The organism is Caulobacter sp. DWR1-3-2b1, assembly GCF_049895765.1.
GTDB lineage: Bacteria > Pseudomonadota > Alphaproteobacteria > Caulobacterales > Caulobacteraceae > Caulobacter.
In genome coordinates this window covers 89,144-104,542 of sequence record NZ_JAFCSZ010000006.1, presented here as the reverse complement: position 1 = coordinate 104,542, position 15,399 = coordinate 89,144, and the positions used below count along the sequence as shown (strand labels likewise).

13 protein-coding genes and 1 tRNA gene are annotated in these 15,399 nt (G+C 64.3%); 8 read left to right on the top strand and 6 right to left on the bottom strand.

Annotation, left to right across the window (positions count from 1 at the left end; translation table 11 throughout):
• Window positions 1–89: 89 nt before the first annotated feature.
• A complete protein-coding gene (locus ACP69S_RS08255; protein ID WP_425996123.1) occupies window positions 90–1,457 on the bottom strand; it encodes an amidohydrolase family protein in 1,368 nt (455 codons plus the stop codon).
• Window positions 1,457–2,926: an amidohydrolase gene (locus ACP69S_RS08250; RefSeq protein WP_425996122.1), complete on the bottom strand. Its 1,470-nt coding sequence runs from the start codon at window positions 2,924–2,926 to the stop codon at window positions 1,457–1,459. Before ACP69S_RS08250 ends, ACP69S_RS08255 begins: the two co-directional genes overlap by 1 nt.
• 165 nt (window positions 2,927–3,091) lie before the next feature.
• On the opposite strand from ACP69S_RS08250, the gene ACP69S_RS08245 reads away from it, so the two are divergent.
• Window positions 3,092–3,445 carry a Kazal-type serine protease inhibitor family protein gene (locus ACP69S_RS08245; RefSeq protein WP_425996120.1) on the top strand — a complete coding sequence of 118 codons (354 nt, stop codon included), beginning with the start codon at window positions 3,092–3,094 and terminating at the stop codon, window positions 3,443–3,445.
• A gap of 10 nt (window positions 3,446–3,455) precedes the next feature.
• Window positions 3,456–3,857: a putative quinol monooxygenase gene (locus tag ACP69S_RS08240; protein ID WP_425996118.1), complete on the top strand. Its 402-nt coding sequence runs from the start codon at window positions 3,456–3,458 to the stop codon at window positions 3,855–3,857.
• A gap of 60 nt (window positions 3,858–3,917) precedes the next feature.
• On the opposite strand, the gene ACP69S_RS08235 is transcribed toward ACP69S_RS08240, so the two are convergent.
• The 3 genes from ACP69S_RS08235 to ACP69S_RS08225 form a co-directional block, all read right to left on the bottom strand.
• Window positions 3,918–6,101, bottom strand: a complete 2,184-nt coding sequence (locus ACP69S_RS08235) for a TonB-dependent receptor (RefSeq protein ID WP_425996116.1) — start codon at window positions 6,099–6,101, stop codon at window positions 3,918–3,920.
• A gap of 301 nt (window positions 6,102–6,402) precedes the next feature.
• A complete protein-coding gene (gene glnA / locus ACP69S_RS08230) occupies window positions 6,403–7,812 on the bottom strand; it encodes a type I glutamate--ammonia ligase (protein WP_425996114.1) in 1,410 nt (469 codons plus the stop codon).
• A 45-nt stretch (window positions 7,813–7,857) separates the two neighbouring features.
• Window positions 7,858–8,196: a P-II family nitrogen regulator gene (locus ACP69S_RS08225; protein ID WP_425996302.1), complete on the bottom strand. Its 339-nt coding sequence runs from the start codon at window positions 8,194–8,196 to the stop codon at window positions 7,858–7,860.
• 235 nt (window positions 8,197–8,431) lie between these two features.
• Here ACP69S_RS08225 and ACP69S_RS08220 point away from each other — a divergent pair, with 235 nt between their 5' ends.
• The 6 genes from ACP69S_RS08220 (at window position 8,432) to ACP69S_RS08195 (ending at window position 14,512) form a co-directional block, all read left to right on the top strand.
• Window positions 8,432–9,982: an acetyl-CoA acetyltransferase gene (locus ACP69S_RS08220; protein ID WP_425996112.1), complete on the top strand. Its 1,551-nt coding sequence runs from the start codon at window positions 8,432–8,434 to the stop codon at window positions 9,980–9,982.
• Window positions 9,983–9,986: 4 nt separating this feature from the next.
• Window positions 9,987–10,556 carry a histidine phosphatase family protein gene (locus ACP69S_RS08215; protein WP_425996110.1) on the top strand — a complete coding sequence of 190 codons (570 nt, stop codon included), beginning with the start codon at window positions 9,987–9,989 and terminating at the stop codon, window positions 10,554–10,556.
• 10 nt (window positions 10,557–10,566) lie between these two features.
• Window positions 10,567–12,066 carry an NAD(P)H-hydrate dehydratase gene (locus ACP69S_RS08210; protein ID WP_425996108.1) on the top strand — a complete coding sequence of 500 codons (1,500 nt, stop codon included), beginning with the start codon at window positions 10,567–10,569 and terminating at the stop codon, window positions 12,064–12,066.
• A 13-nt stretch (window positions 12,067–12,079) separates the two neighbouring features.
• Window positions 12,080–12,164, top strand: a tRNA-Leu gene (locus tag ACP69S_RS08205).
• A 190-nt stretch (window positions 12,165–12,354) separates the two neighbouring features.
• Window positions 12,355–13,713: a trigger factor gene (gene tig / locus ACP69S_RS08200; RefSeq protein WP_425996300.1), complete on the top strand. Its 1,359-nt coding sequence runs from the start codon at window positions 12,355–12,357 to the stop codon at window positions 13,711–13,713.
• A gap of 172 nt (window positions 13,714–13,885) precedes the next feature.
• Window positions 13,886–14,512, top strand: a complete 627-nt coding sequence (locus ACP69S_RS08195; RefSeq protein ID WP_425996106.1) for an ATP-dependent Clp protease proteolytic subunit — start codon at window positions 13,886–13,888, stop codon at window positions 14,510–14,512.
• Between the two features lie 65 nt (window positions 14,513–14,577).
• Here ACP69S_RS08195 and ACP69S_RS08190 read toward each other — a convergent pair whose 3' ends face one another.
• Entirely contained in the window at window positions 14,578–15,249 is a 672-nt protein-coding gene (locus ACP69S_RS08190) for an HAD-IB family hydrolase (RefSeq protein ID WP_425996104.1), read from the bottom strand.
• Window positions 15,250–15,399: the final 150 nt, after the last annotated feature.

The window sequence follows — 15,399 nt, the reverse complement described above, 5'->3', positions numbered from 1 at the left end:
GGAGTCCGCTGAAAAGAGGCGTGTCGTCGCGGCTGGGGATTTGTTGGGGAGTAAGGTCTTCCCCCTTCTGGAGGAGGACCTTGAATCTCCTACCGGTAGGCGACCGGCATCCCGTTATCCGGAGCCGCATAGCGGTCGCGCAGCTGGGTCTGGCGGCTGTCCTTCGGCTGTTCGACGCCGGCGATGAAAACCTTCTCGGCCCAGGTCGTGGTCTCCAGAGGATCGCCGGTCCACAGTACGACGTCGGCGGCCTTGCCGACTTCCAGCGAGCCGATCTTGCCGTCCATGCCCCAGATCTTCGCGGGGACCAGGGTCACGGAGGCCAAGCCCGCCGCATAGGGCAGGCCGTTGGCGACGGCGAGACCGGCGTTCAGCCGTTCTTGGCGAAGGTTGTTGAAGTCCCGCGCCCCATTGATCGCCACCGTCACGCCGGCGGCGTGCAGCTTGGCCGCGTTGTCGAGACGCGAGCCCAGGGTCTCGAAGCTGTCGGGCAGGTTGGCCTGGCTATCGAGGATCACCGGAAAGCCGGCCCTGGCGATCTCGGCCGCCACGACCCAGCCTTCCTCGGCGCCTTCCAGGATGATCCGGACCTTTTCCTCGGCCGCCAGCTTGAGGGCCAGGCGGATGTCGGAGGCGCGGTGGACGCGGACCAGCAGCGGAGTTTTGCCTTGAACGACCGGGATCAGGGCCTGGAGGTCCAGGCGCGAAAGACCGTAGTCGCGGGTGGCGCCCTGCTCAAAGGCGGCGCGATTGCGGGCGAAGGCGCGGGCGTCCTCAAGGGCCGACTTGATCAGCACGATCGAGGCGCCGCGCGAACCGCCGGCCGCGCGGGCCCCGGATTCGCCCAGCGAGACCGTGACCGCAAGCTTGGAAGCCTCGACCAGATCGCTGTCGCCGGCCTGCAGGCGGACAAACGCGGCCTGGCCGCCGAACAGGGGCGGATCACCCGAGCCCGAAGCGCCGGCCGTCATCTCCTCGACCACGCCGTCGTCGGCATGCTCGTGCGAACCTCCGCCGACGCCGGACAGAACCGGCGTCACCGCCGAAGCCGTAATCCCGCCATCCCGGGCCAGGCCGATCATCGGCGAGGCAGGGTTGACGCTATAGGAAATGTCGAATGCGGCCGACAGCGCCGTGCCGGTGCCGTCGTCGCGGGTTTCCCGAACACCGCTGATCTCGGAAGCGGTCAGGTTGGACGATGGGGCGATCAGGCCGGGGGTGACGACCCCGCCCTTGGCGTCGATTACCGTCGCCCCGGCTGGAGCCATGACCCCGGCGCCCAGCGCGGCGATCTTGCCGTCGCGCAGGATAATCGTGCCCGAGGCGATGGCCGGGCCGCTAATCGGCTCAAGCCGGGCGTTGACGATGGCAATGGTCCCCGAAGCGGGGTTTTGGGCGGCGGCCGGGGCCGCGAGGGCGGCGCAGGCGGCGCTTGTCAGAAGGAAGGACCGGATCATCAGTTGAACGCTCCCTGGCCGGTTTGGCCAAGCTCGAAGTCGGACTTGGGCTGGTAGCGCGGATCATGCCGATCATAAGTCAGGGCGCCGTCGACATAGACCTTCTCGGCCTGGGCGTAGACGCTGAACGGATCTCTGCTCCAGATCACCAGGTCGGCGGCCTTGCCGGGCTCGATGGCGCCGGTCTTGTCGGCGATGCCCATGGCTTTCGCCGGGTTGGCCGTGATCCACTTGATCGCCTCGGCCCGGGTGATGCCGTAGCCCAGACGGTTGCCGGCCGTCATGGCGATGGCGGCTTCCTGGTTCAGGCGCTGGGTCATGATCGGGTCATCGGAGTGGATGACGACGCAGGCGCCCGCCTTCCAGACGATGGCCGGATTGGCGTCGATGCCGTCCAGGCTTTCCATCTTGAAGCCGGTCCACGAGGCCCAGGTGGCCGAACAGATGTCTTCCTTGGCCAGCAGAGCGCCGACCTTGTAGGACTCGATGGCGTGGTGGAACATCGTGATCTTGTAGCCAAACTCCTTGGCAATATCGATCATCACGGCCATCTCGTCGCCGCGATAGCAGTGGTTCTGAACGAGGATCTCGCCTTTCAGAACGCCGGCCAGGGTCTCAAGGCGCAGATCACGTTTGACCGGGTCGGCCTTCTCGCCCTTCTCTTTCTTGGCGCGGTAATCGTCCCATTTGCGGGCATAGTCGGCCGCGTCGATCCACGCGGCGCGATAACCCGCGACATTGCCCATGGCAGTCGCCGGCGAGCGCTGCTTGCCGCCATAGACCCGCTTGGGGTTCTCGCCGCAGGCCATCTTCAGGCCGTAGGGGGCGTTCGGGAACTTCATGCCCTGCATGGTGGTCGAGGGCACGTTCTTCAGCGTCACCGAGCGGCCGCCGAACAGGTTGGCCGAGCCGGGAAGGATAAGCAGCGTGGTCACGCCGCCAGCCCGTGCCCGATTGAAGCCGGGGTCCTGCGGCCAGACCGAGTGCTCGGACCAGACTTGGGCGGTATTGGGGTCGGTGGCCTCGTTGCCATCCGACTTGGCCTGGACGCCGGGCGAAGGATAGACGCCCAGGTGGCTGTGAGCATCGATGATGCCGGGTGTCAGCCACTTGCCCTTGGCGTCGATGACGGCGATGTCGGCGGGAACCGGGGTTTCGGGACCGCCGACGGAAACGATCTTGCCGCCAGAGACGAAAACCACGCCGTTCTCGATTTGCTGGCCAGTCGCCGTCAGCACCGTCGCGCCGACGATGGCCGTGGCGCGCGACGGCAGGGGCGTATAGGTCGACGGGAAGCCCGAGGAGGTGGAGCCATCCAGCCCCTTGGGCAGCGGCTTGTTGTCGACTTTTTCGGCCGGCTTGGCCGCTGTGCCGCCGGGCTTGGCGCCGGCTCCGCTCGTTGTAGCGCAGGCAGAAAGACCTAGCGCGAGCAGGCTTACGGCCCCGGCCGTGTAACGCCATCCAATCATGAAAAACCCCGACTCTCGAACAGGCGGGCAGGACAGACGAAAAAACTCCACCAGGCAAGAGAGCGGCGGCCCGTATTGTTCGATCCGTGAAAATTGTCTGTCGTCTGGCGCAAGGCGCGTCATCATGCTTTGGCTTCGAAGATCATGACGAATGGAGATCGACCGATGGCGCTGCGTTCCTGGATCCTGGCCTTGACCACGGTGCTGCTGCTGGCCTGCGAAAGCCCTGGCGCCAGCGCGCCGCCTTCGCCGCCGCCGATGTCCCGCGCGCCGGTCGCCGAGGGCGGCATGTGCGGCGGGATCGCCGGCTTCCAGTGCGCGGAAGGTTTGTCCTGTCAAATGCAGGCCGAGCAATGCCGGGTGATCGCCGACGCCTCGGGCATTTGCCGCAAGCGGCCGACGATGTGCACGCGGGAATATCGCCCTGTCTGTGGCTGCGACGGCAAGACCTATGGCAATGCCTGCACGGCAGGCGCTGCGGGGGTCAGCGTTTCGGCGGCTGGCGAGTGCAAGCCATAGGGGGATTAACTTGAAGGATTTCGAGATCGACAGGCGAAACGTTCTGGCGGCCGGGGTCGCTGTTGCGGCATCTGGAGCGCCGCTGGCCGCCATCAGCAAGGAGCAGGCATCGATGTATGGACTGATCGGCCAGATGATGGCCGCGCCCGGCAAGCGGGACGAGTTGATCGCCATTCTGGGCGAAGGCACGCAGGCCATGCCGGGCTGCCTCAGCTACATCGTGGCCAAGGACGCGACCAATGCCGACGCCATTTGGATCACCGAAGTCTGGACGGACGCCGAGCATCACACAGCGTCATTGAAGCTTCCGTCGGTGCAGGCGGCGATCACCAAGGCGCGGCCGATCATCACCGGCTTTGGGCAGCGGTTCGAGACCGTGCCCGTCGGCGGCGTCGGTCTGGCCAAGGCCTGATCATGAAAAAGGGCCGCGGATTGCTCCGCGGCCCTTGGTCGTTCCCGATGCAGGGATCGACTACATCTTGACGTTCAGCGACAGGCCAATGACGCGCGGCTCGTTGACGAAGGCGGTCAGGTTGTTGAAGTCGATCGCGCCCTTGAGGTTGTCTTCGTCGGTGATGTTGCGGGCGAACAGCGCCGCTTCCCACGATCCGTCCAGCTTGGCGTAGCCGAGCTTCAGGCCGCCCTCGAAATCGCCCTCGCTGTAGAACTCCTTGGACTCGTGGAGGAAGAAGTTCGTCATGCCCTGCATCTTCCAGTCGGTGTAGGCGAACAGCTCGCCGTCCGCGCCGAACGGCACAGCGTAACGGGCCGTGACGTCGAAGGTGTATTCGGGGGCGTTGGGGAACGGATTGCCGTTGATCAGCGCTTGGCCGGCAGTGTTAAGCGGGTCGGTGACGGTGCACTGGGCGCAGACCGCGGTGGCCAGCGTGGAGTCCTTGATCTTGGTCTTGGCGTAGCTGTAGCCGGCCGTCAGGACGAGATTCTCGGAGACCACGAACTCGCCGTCCAGCTCGATGCCGTAGGCCTCTGCCTTGTTGGCGTTGATCAGGCGATTGGAGTTGGAGCCGCCGCCGACCGCGCTGAACTGCGGATCGTCGATGGTGTAGGTGAACAGCGCGCCGTTCAGGCGAACGCGGCGGTCCATCAGCTCGCTTTTCAGGCCGACTTCATACGACATGATCGTTTCCGACTGCGCGACCGAGGCCGGCGAGAAGAAAGCGATGTCGCGGCCCTGGATCGACGGACCGCGGAAGCCCGAGGCCACCTTGCCGTAGACGCTGACGTTTTCGGCCACGTTATAGAACGCGCTGAGGTCCCAGCTGACCTTTTCGTCGGAGACCGACACCGGCGCGACCGCGTTGGGACCGGAAACAACGCGCAGGTCCTTGTCGTCGCTGGTGTAGCGCAGGCCGCCCGTCAGGGTCAGGGCTTCGGTCGCCTTGTACGAGGCTTGGCCGAACACGGCCCAGGAGGTGTTCCCCTGCTCGAGCGTGGTGGGCGGCGCGAAACCCGGGTCGGTGCGGATTTGATAGCTGGTGTCGAAATAGAAGCCGCCGACCTGCCAGCTGAACGGACCGTCGGTGTCGCTGGCCAGGCGGATTTCCTGGGTGACCTGGTCCAGCTTCTTGATGCCGTCAGTGCTTTCCGACGGGAAGGGGATGAAGCCCGGACCGGTCAGGTTGCCGCCGTCGATGTCGCCGCGGCTCGAGCCATGCGTCTCTTCATAGGCGGTGATCGAGGTCAGGGTGACGTCGCCGAAGTCGTAGCCGATGTTGGCCGAGGTGCCCCAGCCCTTGTACTTCTGGGGGTTGCCGGCGCCGGCGTCGAAATAGACCGTGTCGCGATCATAGTTGGCGTTGAGCTTATTGGAGCCCTTGGTCAGCACGTTGGCGCGGAACGTCGCCGAAGTGCCATCCAGGTCGCGGCCGTGGACGTTGAACAGGGCGCTCAGCGCTTCGGTCGGCGTGAACAGCACCTGCAGGCGTGCAGCCTTCTCGTCGAAGCCGCCGAGCGCGTCCTTCTTGCCGGTGAAGGCGTTATTGATCCAGTCATCGCGATGCTGGACCAGCAGCGAGGCGCGAGCCGCGACCTTGCCGGGAACCAATGCGCCGCCGAGGCCTCCATCGAAGGTCAGGGTGTTGAAGCTGCCATAAGACGCAGCGGCGCGGGCCTTGGTCTCTTCGCTCGGCTTGACCGAGCTGAACTTGACGATGCCGGCCGTGGTGTTGCGGCCAAACAGCGTGCCCTGCGGGCCGCGCAGCACTTCGACCTGCTCGATGTCGAAGATCGGCGAGCTCTTAAGCACGACGTTCTCCAGAACCACGTCGTCCTGGATGATCGACACGGGTTGCGAGGCGGCCAGGTCGAAGTCGCTGTTGCCCAGACCACGGATGTAGAAGCGCGGGGCGGCGCGGCCGTTGGAGGACTCCGCATAGAGGCCGGGGGCCTTGGCGGACAGAGCCAGGATGTCGTCGCCAGCGGCGAAGGTCGATTGCAGACGCTCGCCACCCAGAGCGGTCACCGAAACCGGCACGTCCTGCAGGTTTTCGCTGCGCTTCTGAGCGGTGACGATGACTTCGCCGACCTGGGTTTCCTGCGCCATGGCGGTGGGCGCGGTCGCAAGCGCGACGCCCAAGGCGGCGATCCCGCAAGACAGGCTGAGGGCTTGACGAAGAGTGCGATTGGAAGAGTGCATGGAGAGATCCTGATGCTGATCCGAGTTCCGCGTCGCCGACTCTGCGGGGCGCTCGCGTGATTCCGTTGCGGTTGCGATAAGCTCAGTTGGCTCCTTCGCGATATCATTCGCCACGCGATTTCGCCTGGATCGGGCCGATTGCGACCCTTCTGTTGCGAAGTTGCGACAATTTTGCCCAGTCGGCGCCCGCAAGTAAGAAACCATTCCCAAGTTACGGCGGGTGGCTCAACAGCCGATCTCAAATAAAAAGGGCCGGAGATTGCGCTCCGGCCCCGATCAACAGTTCTAGGCGTCGTTCAAGTCAGCACTTGTAGTACATGTCGAATTCGACGGGGTGCGGGTGCAGTTGCAGACGCATTACCTCTTCCATCTTCAGCTCGATGTAGCTGTCGATGAAGTCGTCATCCATGACGCCGCCGGCCTTCAGGAAGGCGCGGTCTTTGTCGAGGTTCTCGAGAGCCTCGCGGAGCGAGCCGCAGACTTCGGGGATTTTCTTCTGCTCGCGCGGTGGCAGGTCATAGAGGTTCTTGTCGGCGGGCTGGCCCGGATCGATCTTGTTGTTGATGCCGTCCAGGCCGGCCATCAGCAGCGCCACGAAGGTCAGATAGGGGTTGCCCATCGGGTCGGGGAAGCGGGCTTCCAGACGCTTGGCCTTCGGCGAGTCGACGTGCGGGATGCGGATCGAGGCCGAACGGTTGCGGGCCGAATAGGCCAGCTTCACCGGGGCTTCGTAGCCGGGCACCAGGCGCTTGTACGAATTCGTGGTCGAGTTCGAGAACGCGTTGATCGCCTTGGCGTGCTTGATGATGCCGCCAATGTACCACAGGCACATATCTGACAGGCCGGCGTACTTGTCGCCAGCGAACAGCGGCTGACCGTCACCCCAGATCGACTGGTGGACGTGCATGCCCGAGCCGTTGTCGCCGAACATCGGCTTGGCCATGAAGGTGGCCGTCTTGCCGTAGGCGTGAGCAACGTTGTGGATCACGTACTTGTAGAGCTGCATGCGGTCGGCCATCACGACCATGGTGTCGAACTTCAGGCCGAGTTCGTGCTGGGCGGGCGCCACTTCGTGGTGGTGCTTTTCCGGCTTCATGCCCAGCTCGCCCATGACGGCCAGCATCTCGCCGCGCAGGTCTTGAGCGCTGTCGACCGGGTTCACCGGGAAATAGCCGCCCTTGGGGCCAGGGCGGTGGCCCATGTTGCCTTCAGCGTAGGTCTTGGCCGAGTTGCCTGGAAGCTCGACGGAGTCGAACGAGTAGCCAGTGCTGTTGGGCTGGGTGTCCCACTTCACGTCGTCGAAGATGAAGAACTCGGCTTCGGGACCGAAATAGACGGTGTCGCCGATGCCCGACGATTTCACATAGGCCAGGGCGGCCTTGGCGATCGAGCGGGGGTCGCGGTTGTAGGGTGTGCCGCTGTCGGGGTTCACCACGTCGCAGAACAGGGCCAGCGTCGTCTGCTGGTAGAACGGATCGATGATCGCGCTCGACAGATCGGGACGCAGTTTCATGTCCGACTCGTTGATCGCCTTCCAGCCGGCGATCGACGAGCCGTCGAACATGGTGCCGTCATTGAGGAAGTCGTCATCGACCAGGTCGATGTCGAACGTGACATGCTGCAACTTGCCACGAACGTCGGTGAAGCGAACGTCAACGTACTTGACGTCCTTCTCCTTGATCATATCCAGGATATGTTTGGCGGTGCTCATTCCGTATCCCCTTCTTGAGCCTCGTAAGTGTCTGACCTTCCGCGCCTAGACGGCTGCGGGGCCGCTTTCTCCGGTTCGGATGCGGATGACTTCCGCGATCTCCGAGACGAAAATCTTGCCGTCGCCGATGCGGCCGGTACGCGCGGCGCGTGTGATGGCCTCCAGCGCGGGTTCCAGCTGGCTGTCCTCGACGACCACCTCCATCTTGATCTTGGGGAGGAAGTCCACGACGTACTCTGCGCCGCGATAAAGCTCGGTATGGCCCTTCTGACGGCCATAGCCCTTGGCTTCGAGCACGGTCATGCCCTGGACGCCCATCTCCTGAAGGGCCTCCTTCACCTCATCGAGCTTGAACGGCTTGATGATGGCTTCAATCTTCTTCATCGGTTCCACTTTCGGGCCCGCTGGCGCGCCGCGCCGTTGATGTGCGGCACCGATCACGCCCCTCGGGGGACTCGCAAGCTTTGGTCGGTCGGAAAAGGCCCCATCGATGTAGATCGGGAACGATGATCAAAATTTATGCACAGTGAGCTCAAAATTTGATCAATGCGGGTTTGTTGCCCAAATCGCCTTGCGGTGCCCCGTTTCGACCTTAGGATCGACCCCAACGAGCGTTTGAATGGGGGTGAACATGCGTGACGACACGCCGGTTTTGATTGGCGCCGGCCAGTTCACCTATCGTGGCGAAATCGAAAACTCGCCGTCTCCACTGGAACTGCTGAAGATTGCGGCGGACCGTGCCGTTGGTGATGCCGGGCTCTTGGGGTCGGTTCTTGCTGAACTCGACGCGGTGGCAGTGATCGCTTTCAGTATCGATGCGCCCGGCGGACTTTCAAAGCTTCCCCTGCCTCGGTTGGTCAATCCGCCGGCCAGCTTGGCGAGGGGGTTGGGCGCTCAACCCGCATGGAGCGTTTATACTGAGACTGGCGGCAACAGCCCTCAGCAAGCCGTGAACGTGGTCTGCGAACGGATTTCCAAGGGCCAGTCTGAGCTGGCTCTGGTGACCGGCGCCGAGTTTCTCGGTTCGCTGACGAAGCGCCTGAAGGCCGGCCTGGGGTTCGGCGGCTGGGGCGACGACATCACGGACCCGCCAGTCCGCATCGGTGATCCGCGTCCCGGTGTGACGCCGCAGGAGGCCGCACACGGGCTGGGCTATCCGGTCAACACCTATCCGTTGTTCGAAAACGCGCTGCGTGCGCGAGATGGGCGTTCCCTGCACGATCATCAGGCTCGGCTGGGCGCGCTGTTCTCGCCGTTCAGCAAAATGGCGGCCGCCAATCCAAATGCGTGGTTCCCGGTCGAGCGATCACCGGAGGAGCTTGTGAGCGTCACAGATCGCAACCGGATGATCAGCTTTCCCTATCCGAAGTATCTCAACGCCATCATGGAGGTGGACCAGTCGGCCGCCGTGCTGATCTGCAGCGTGCGCAAGGCGCGCGAGCTGGGCGTATCGGAAGACAAGTGGATCTATCTGCACGGCTGCGCCGACGCCGCTGATCTCTGGCACCCGATGGACCGCCAGGATTTCTATTCGAGCCCGTCCATTCGGCTAACCGGCGAGCGCGCCTTTCAGATGGCGGGCGTGGGCTTGGCCGACATCGACATCATCGACCTCTATTCCTGCTTCCCGTCCGCCGTTCAGGTGGCGGCGCAAGAATTGGGCCTGGCACTGGACGATCCGCGCGGCCTGACCGTCACCGGCGGTCTGCCTTATTTTGGTGGGCCGGGAAACAATTACGCCCTGCATTCCATCGCCGAGATGATGACCCGGCTCAGAGCCCGACCCGGCGCCTACGGTCTCTGCACAGCCAATGGCTGGTTCCTGACCAAGCAGTCGATCGGCATCTACTCGACCAAGCCTGTGGAGGGTGACTGGATCCGCGAGGCGCCGTTGATGATCCAGGAGCGTATCGACGCCTTGCCGCACCCGGAGATCGTCGAGCGCCCGACCGGACCCGCGGTGATCGAGACCTACACTGTCGTCCACGCCCGTGAAGGTGTCCGGATGGGGATAGTGATCGGCCGTGACGGAGCGGGCCGGCGGTTCGTGGCTCACACGCCTGAAGATGCCGAGACCCTGTTAAATCTGGAAGCGCGAGAAGGCGTCGGCAGAACGGGGACGGTCGGCCCGCACCCCGACGGCGTTCGAAACCTATTTATTCCGGATTAAATCCATGACGCGCGTCCATGTCATTCGCCACGGCCGACCGGCCTCGACCTGGGGTGGGGCGGAGGATGATCCCGGTCTGGATGAAATCGGCCGACAGCAGTCCGTCGAGGCGGTGGAAGTTTTGATGGCTTTGCCTGAGAGCGAACGGCCGAAGCGTGTCGCCTCGTCGCCGCTGCGTCGATGCCGCGAGACGGCCGAGCCGATGGCCCGCGCGTTGGGTGTCGAGTTGGTGATCGATCCGCGCGTAGGCGAGATTCCGACGCCGACGGCGATGCCGGCCGCCGACCGTCCTGCCTGGCTGCGCGCCGCGTTCGGCGGCGAATGGAGGCAGATTGTCGGCGATCTTGACTATGAGGCCTGGGCCAGGAGTGTTGCGGCGGCCGTAGCTGAATATCCCAACACGGCGGTGTTCAGTCACTTCGTGGCGCTCAACGCCGCTGTGAGCGTGGCGACAGGAGAGGCGAGGGTGGCGGCATTCAGGCCGGACCACTGCTCGATCACGACATTCGATATCCGCGATGGGCGCTTGATCCTCAATGAGAAAGGACGCGAAGCTCAGAGCCAAGTGCTTTGAAGGAGTCGTCGTGCCGCGCGAGATCATGACCGTCGCCGAGATGACCGCGGCGGACCGCGCCGCCGTCGCGCGCGGCATTTCGATCGACACCTTGATGGAGCGGGCCGGGATCGCGGTTGCCGAAGCGGTGAGGGTCAGGTTCTCACATCGGCCTGTCGTGATCTGGTGCGGCCCCGGCGACAACGGCGGCGATGGCTATGTCGCTGCGCGTCATCTGCGCCGCAAAGGCTGGTCGGTTCGTGTGGAAGCTTCCGCGCGACCCGTCACCGAAGCCGCGAGGCGCGCCGCCGCCCGCTGGAAAGGCGAAACCGGCCCCTTGTCGGCGGAACCGACCCGGGCGGATCTCTATATAGACGCGCTGTTTGGCGCAGGCCTGTCGCGCCCGCTCGAAGGCGATGTCGCCAGACTGGCGCGCGCCAGCGGCTTGCTGACCAAGCCCGTCATCGCGATAGACATACCCAGCGGGGTATCTGGCGATACAGGCCGGGCCCTTGGAGAGACCGCGTTCCGCGCCGACCTCACCGTAACCTTCCATCGACGCAAGCTGGCCCATTGTCTGATGGAGGGGCGCGCTGCTTGCGGTGAGGTGATCGTCGCCGACATCGGTCTGGGCGGGTCGGGAGACATCTTTGGCCTGTACGAGAATACGCCGGAGCTCTGGCAATCTGGGTTTCCCTGGCCTGTTCTGGACGCGCACAAGTATCGGCGAGGCCGGTTGAAGGTGGTCAGCGGCGATGCCTGGAACACGGGGGCGGCGCGCCTGGCGGCTCGTGCCGGCCTTCGGATCGGGGCGGGTGTCGTCACTCTATTGTCGCCGCCAAGTGCGCTGGCGGTGAACGCCGCGCATCTGGAGGCGGTGATGCTGGCGCCCTTCGAAGGCGAGGCTGATCTGCACGCGGCGGGAGAGGCTGCCGACGCCGTTGTCATCGGCCCGGCCAGCGGCGTGGGTGATATGACAATGCGAAACCTGTTCGCCCTGGCCCGTACTGGCGCAGCGTTGGTAGTCGACGCCGATGCCCTGACAAGCTTTCGCCACGACCCGGGCGCGCTGTTTTCGGCGCTGGACCGCGATGATGTTCTTACGCCGCATCCGGGGGAGTTCGAGCGGGTTTTTCCGGGGCTTCTGGGTGGCTCGGTCGAGCGGGTGGCGGCTGCACGCGAAGCCGCGCGCCGGGCTGGCGCTGTCGTGCTGCTGAAGGGCCCCGATACCGTGGTGGCCGCGCCGGATGGCCGAGCAGCGGTTTCGCTCAACGGCTCGCCTTGGTTGGCGACTGCGGGATCGGGTGATGTCCTGGCCGGGTTCATCGGCGGACTGATCGCCCAGGGAATGGAGAGTTACGAGGCGGCCTGCGCCGGAGCCTGGATCCACGCCGAATGCGGCGGCGCGCATGGCCCTGGATTGATTTCTGAGGATTTGCCGGGTTTGGCTCCCGCAGTGCTCGCTCGACTTCTGCCCCGGCATCGCGACCAGACGCGGGGCGGACTTGCGTTGGATCGGCGAACTCCGTAAGGCCTGCCACCACGCGGATGTGGCGAAACTGGTAGACGCACCAGATTTAGGTTCTGGCGCCGAGAGGCGTGGAGGTTCGAGTCCTCTCATCCGCACCAGATCTACGGGTCGCTCCTGCCTGCAAGACGGTGGGCGCGACTTTTGCCGCTGGCGCTCTTGGATGGTCGCGCACGTCGTGACATAAGGGCGCTCTTTCGCCGCCCCGGCCTCGCGGGCGGCGTCGATGTTTTTGACCCCAGGGCGGACCCCCGACGCGCGCGTCGCAGGTCCGAGAATATGACAATGTCGATGCAGATCGTTGAAAAGTCGGGCGAAGGCCTTAGCCGCGTTTATGGAGTGACCGTTCCGGCCGCCGAGTTGGCTACGCGTCTCGAAGCGCGGATCGCCGAAGTCGCGCCGCAAATGAACGTCAAGGGCTTCCGCCCCGGCAAGGTCCCCGCCGCTCACGTTCGCCGTCTGTACGGCAAGGCGCTGATGGGTGAAGTAGTAGAGCAGGCGCTCAACGAGACGACTCAAAAGGTTCTGGACGACAACAAGCTGCGCCCTGCTGGTCAGCCAGAGCTGAAGCCGTCGTCGGACATGGACAAGGTTGTCGCGGGTGGCGAAGACCTCGCGTTCGACTTGGCCATCGAAATCATGCCCGACTTCGAACCGATCGACCCGGCCAGCATCGAGCTGACCAAGCCGGTCTACAAGGTCGCCGATGTCGAGGTCGACGAGGCCCTGGCCGAACTGGCCAAGCAAGCCCGCACCTATGAGCCGCGTAAGGGCAAGAGCCTGAAGGCCAAGGACGGCGATCAATTGCTGATCGACTTCGTCGGCACCGTCGATGGCGTCGAATTCGCCGGCGGCAAGGCCGAAGGTGCGGAACTTGTTCTGGGTTCGGGCCAATTCATTCCGGGCTTCGAAGAGCAACTGGTCGGCTCCAAACCGGACGACGCCATCACCGTGAAGGTCACCTTCCCGGAAGATTACCAGGCCAAGGATCTGGCCGGTAAGTCCGCCGAATTCGCCACGACCGTCAAGGAAGTGCGCGCGCCGGTGGACGCCGAAGCCGATGACGAGCTGGCCAAGCGCCTGGGTCTGTCGGACCTCGCCGCCCTGAAGGAACTGCTGAAGTCCAACCTGTCGGGTCGCTATGACAACTCGTCGCGCTTCAAGCTGAAGCGCGCGCTGCTGGACGTTCTGGACACCAGCCACGACTTCCCGCTGCCGCCGCGCATGGTCGACGCCGAGTTCGCCGGTATCTGGCAACAGGTTCAGGCCGACAAGACCCAAGGCGGCCTGCCGCCGGAAGACGCCGACAAGACCGAAGACCAGCTGAAGGACGAGTACCGCAAGATCGCTGAGCGCCGCGTGCGTCTGGGCCTGGTGCTCGCCGAGATCGGCCGCAAGAACGACGTGGTCGTGACCGACCAGGAACTGACCGACGCCATCATGCGCGAAGCTCGCCAATACGGCGCGCAAGCCCAGCAGGTGTTCGACATGTATCGCCAGCGCACCGACCTGCAGGCCGCGCTGCGCGCCCCGATCTATGAGGACAAGGTCGTCGACCTGATCTTCGGCAAGGCCAAGATCGAGGAAAAGGAAGTCTCCAAGGACGAGCTCCTGGAAGAAGACGATCTGCCGGAAGGCTACGGCGGCTAAGGCCTCCATCATCCGACGAGACAGGGCGCGGCTCGCGAGGGCCGCGCCTTTTTCTTTGCCTCAAGCGTGGCTCCGGCTCCTTGCAACCTGTTAAGGGCCACGCGATATGCGTTGGCGACGCCGCGCGAGGTCTGATTCGTGTGGCCCCAAAACGCGAAAAAGGGCGAACCCCATGTACGATCCGGTTGCAACGGCGATGAACCTCGTGCCGATGGTGGTCGAACAGACCAGCCGCGGCGAGCGCGCGTTCGACATTTTCTCGCGCCTGCTGAAGGAGCGGATCATTTTCCTGACTGGCCCCGTCGAAGACGGTATGGCCAGCCTGATCTGCGCTCAGCTTCTCTTCCTGGAGTCCGAGAACCCCAAGAAGGAGATCGCTATGTACATCAACTCGCCGGGCGGCGTGGTGACGGCTGGCCTGGCGATCTACGACACCATGCAATACATCAAGAGCCCGGTTTCGACCGTGTGCATGGGCATGGCCGCTTCGATGGGCAGCTTGCTGCTCTGCGCCGGCGCGCCGGGTCAGCGCATCTCGCTGCCGAACTCACGGATCATGGTGCACCAGCCGTCGGGCGGTTTCCGCGGCCAGGCCTCGGACATCGAGCGGCACGCCGAGGACATCATCAAGACCAAGCGCCGCCTGAACGAGATCTACGTCAAGCATTGCGGCCGGACCTATGAAGAGGTTGAGCGCACCCTTGATCGCGACCACTTCATGAGCGCCGAGGAAGCCAAGGACTGGGGTCTGATCGACCACATCAATGAGACGCGCGACGAGACCGACGCCAAGGTCTAGGTCCTGGCCCTCGCAGATTTGATCAAGCCGTCGGCCGCAAGGTCGGCGGCTTTTTCGTGCCAGCTTTAAAGTGGCTTGCCACGGAACACGCGGTAGCCGCGCTCGTCGGCGATTGCCAGCATCTCGGCGTCGCCGGACGTGTCGCCATAGGCGGCTGTGAGGCGAACGTCTTCGCCGAAGGCTTCCTTCAAGCGGACGACCTTCTCCTTGGCTCGGCAGTTGGGGCCAGCCAGCACCCCGAGGGCGCGGTCGTTCTGGTCGAAGGCCAGGCGGGTGCCGATCAGCATGTCGGCGCCCAAGCCGCGCGCGAACGGCGCGACCGTGATGTCTGGCGAAGCGGTGACAATGACCATGCGCGCGCCCTTGGCCCGCCAACGGCGCCAGACAGCGAGGGCGTCGGGTCGGAAGAGGGAAGGGGCGTGCAATTCGGCGAAGGTGCGTGCGTCAGCCTCGATCTCCGCCTGGGTCGCACCTTTCAGGAATTCCCGGACTGCCGCTGCCTTAAGCTTGCCGCGATTGCGATTGAAGACATAGCGCAGCAAAGCTGGCGAAAGGCGCAGCACGCCAGCAGTCCAGCGTGCGGGGCCAGCGCGCCATTTGAGGAAGGCGTTGAAGCTGTCGCGGACCGTCAGGGTGCCGTCGAAGTCGAAGGCCACAAGCGCCGGCGCGTCGGCCATGTCGCCTGTCATCGGCATTGAGGCCGTCAGGCCCTTGGCCATCAATGAGCGCTTCGCCATTCTTCTCCGCGCGCGTCCCGCGCGTCCTGTTAAACAAGTGGCCGTTCGATCACGATTCCCGCATGGTCTCTAAAGTCTTCCGCTTCTATGGAAGGGCCAGGATCCGAGAACGGTTGCACCGTTGGCCATGGTCCCCATTTTAGACTCGAA

Coding starts and splice junctions, on each gene's coding strand:
- ACP69S_RS08255 (WP_425996123.1), bottom strand. CDS start 1,457: ATGATCCGGTCCTTCCTTCTGACAAGCGCCGCCTGCGCCGCCCTCGCG.
- ACP69S_RS08250 (WP_425996122.1), bottom strand. CDS start 2,926: ATGATTGGATGGCGTTACACGGCCGGGGCCGTAAGCCTGCTCGCGCTA.
- ACP69S_RS08245 (WP_425996120.1), top strand. CDS start 3,092: ATGGCGCTGCGTTCCTGGATCCTGGCCTTGACCACGGTGCTGCTGCTG.
- ACP69S_RS08235 (WP_425996116.1), bottom strand. CDS start 6,101: ATGCACTCTTCCAATCGCACTCTTCGTCAAGCCCTCAGCCTGTCTTGC.
- glnA (WP_425996114.1), bottom strand. CDS start 7,812: ATGAGCACCGCCAAACATATCCTGGATATGATCAAGGAGAAGGACGTC.
- ACP69S_RS08225 (WP_425996302.1), bottom strand. CDS start 8,196: ATGAAGAAGATTGAAGCCATCATCAAGCCGTTCAAGCTCGATGAGGTG.
- ACP69S_RS08220 (WP_425996112.1), top strand. CDS start 8,432: ATGGGGGTGAACATGCGTGACGACACGCCGGTTTTGATTGGCGCCGGC.
- ACP69S_RS08215 (WP_425996110.1), top strand. CDS start 9,987: ATGACGCGCGTCCATGTCATTCGCCACGGCCGACCGGCCTCGACCTGG.
- tig (WP_425996300.1), top strand. CDS start 12,355: ATGCAGATCGTTGAAAAGTCGGGCGAAGGCCTTAGCCGCGTTTATGGA.
- ACP69S_RS08195 (WP_425996106.1), top strand. CDS start 13,886: ATGTACGATCCGGTTGCAACGGCGATGAACCTCGTGCCGATGGTGGTC.
- ACP69S_RS08190 (WP_425996104.1), bottom strand. CDS start 15,249: ATGGCGAAGCGCTCATTGATGGCCAAGGGCCTGACGGCCTCAATGCCG.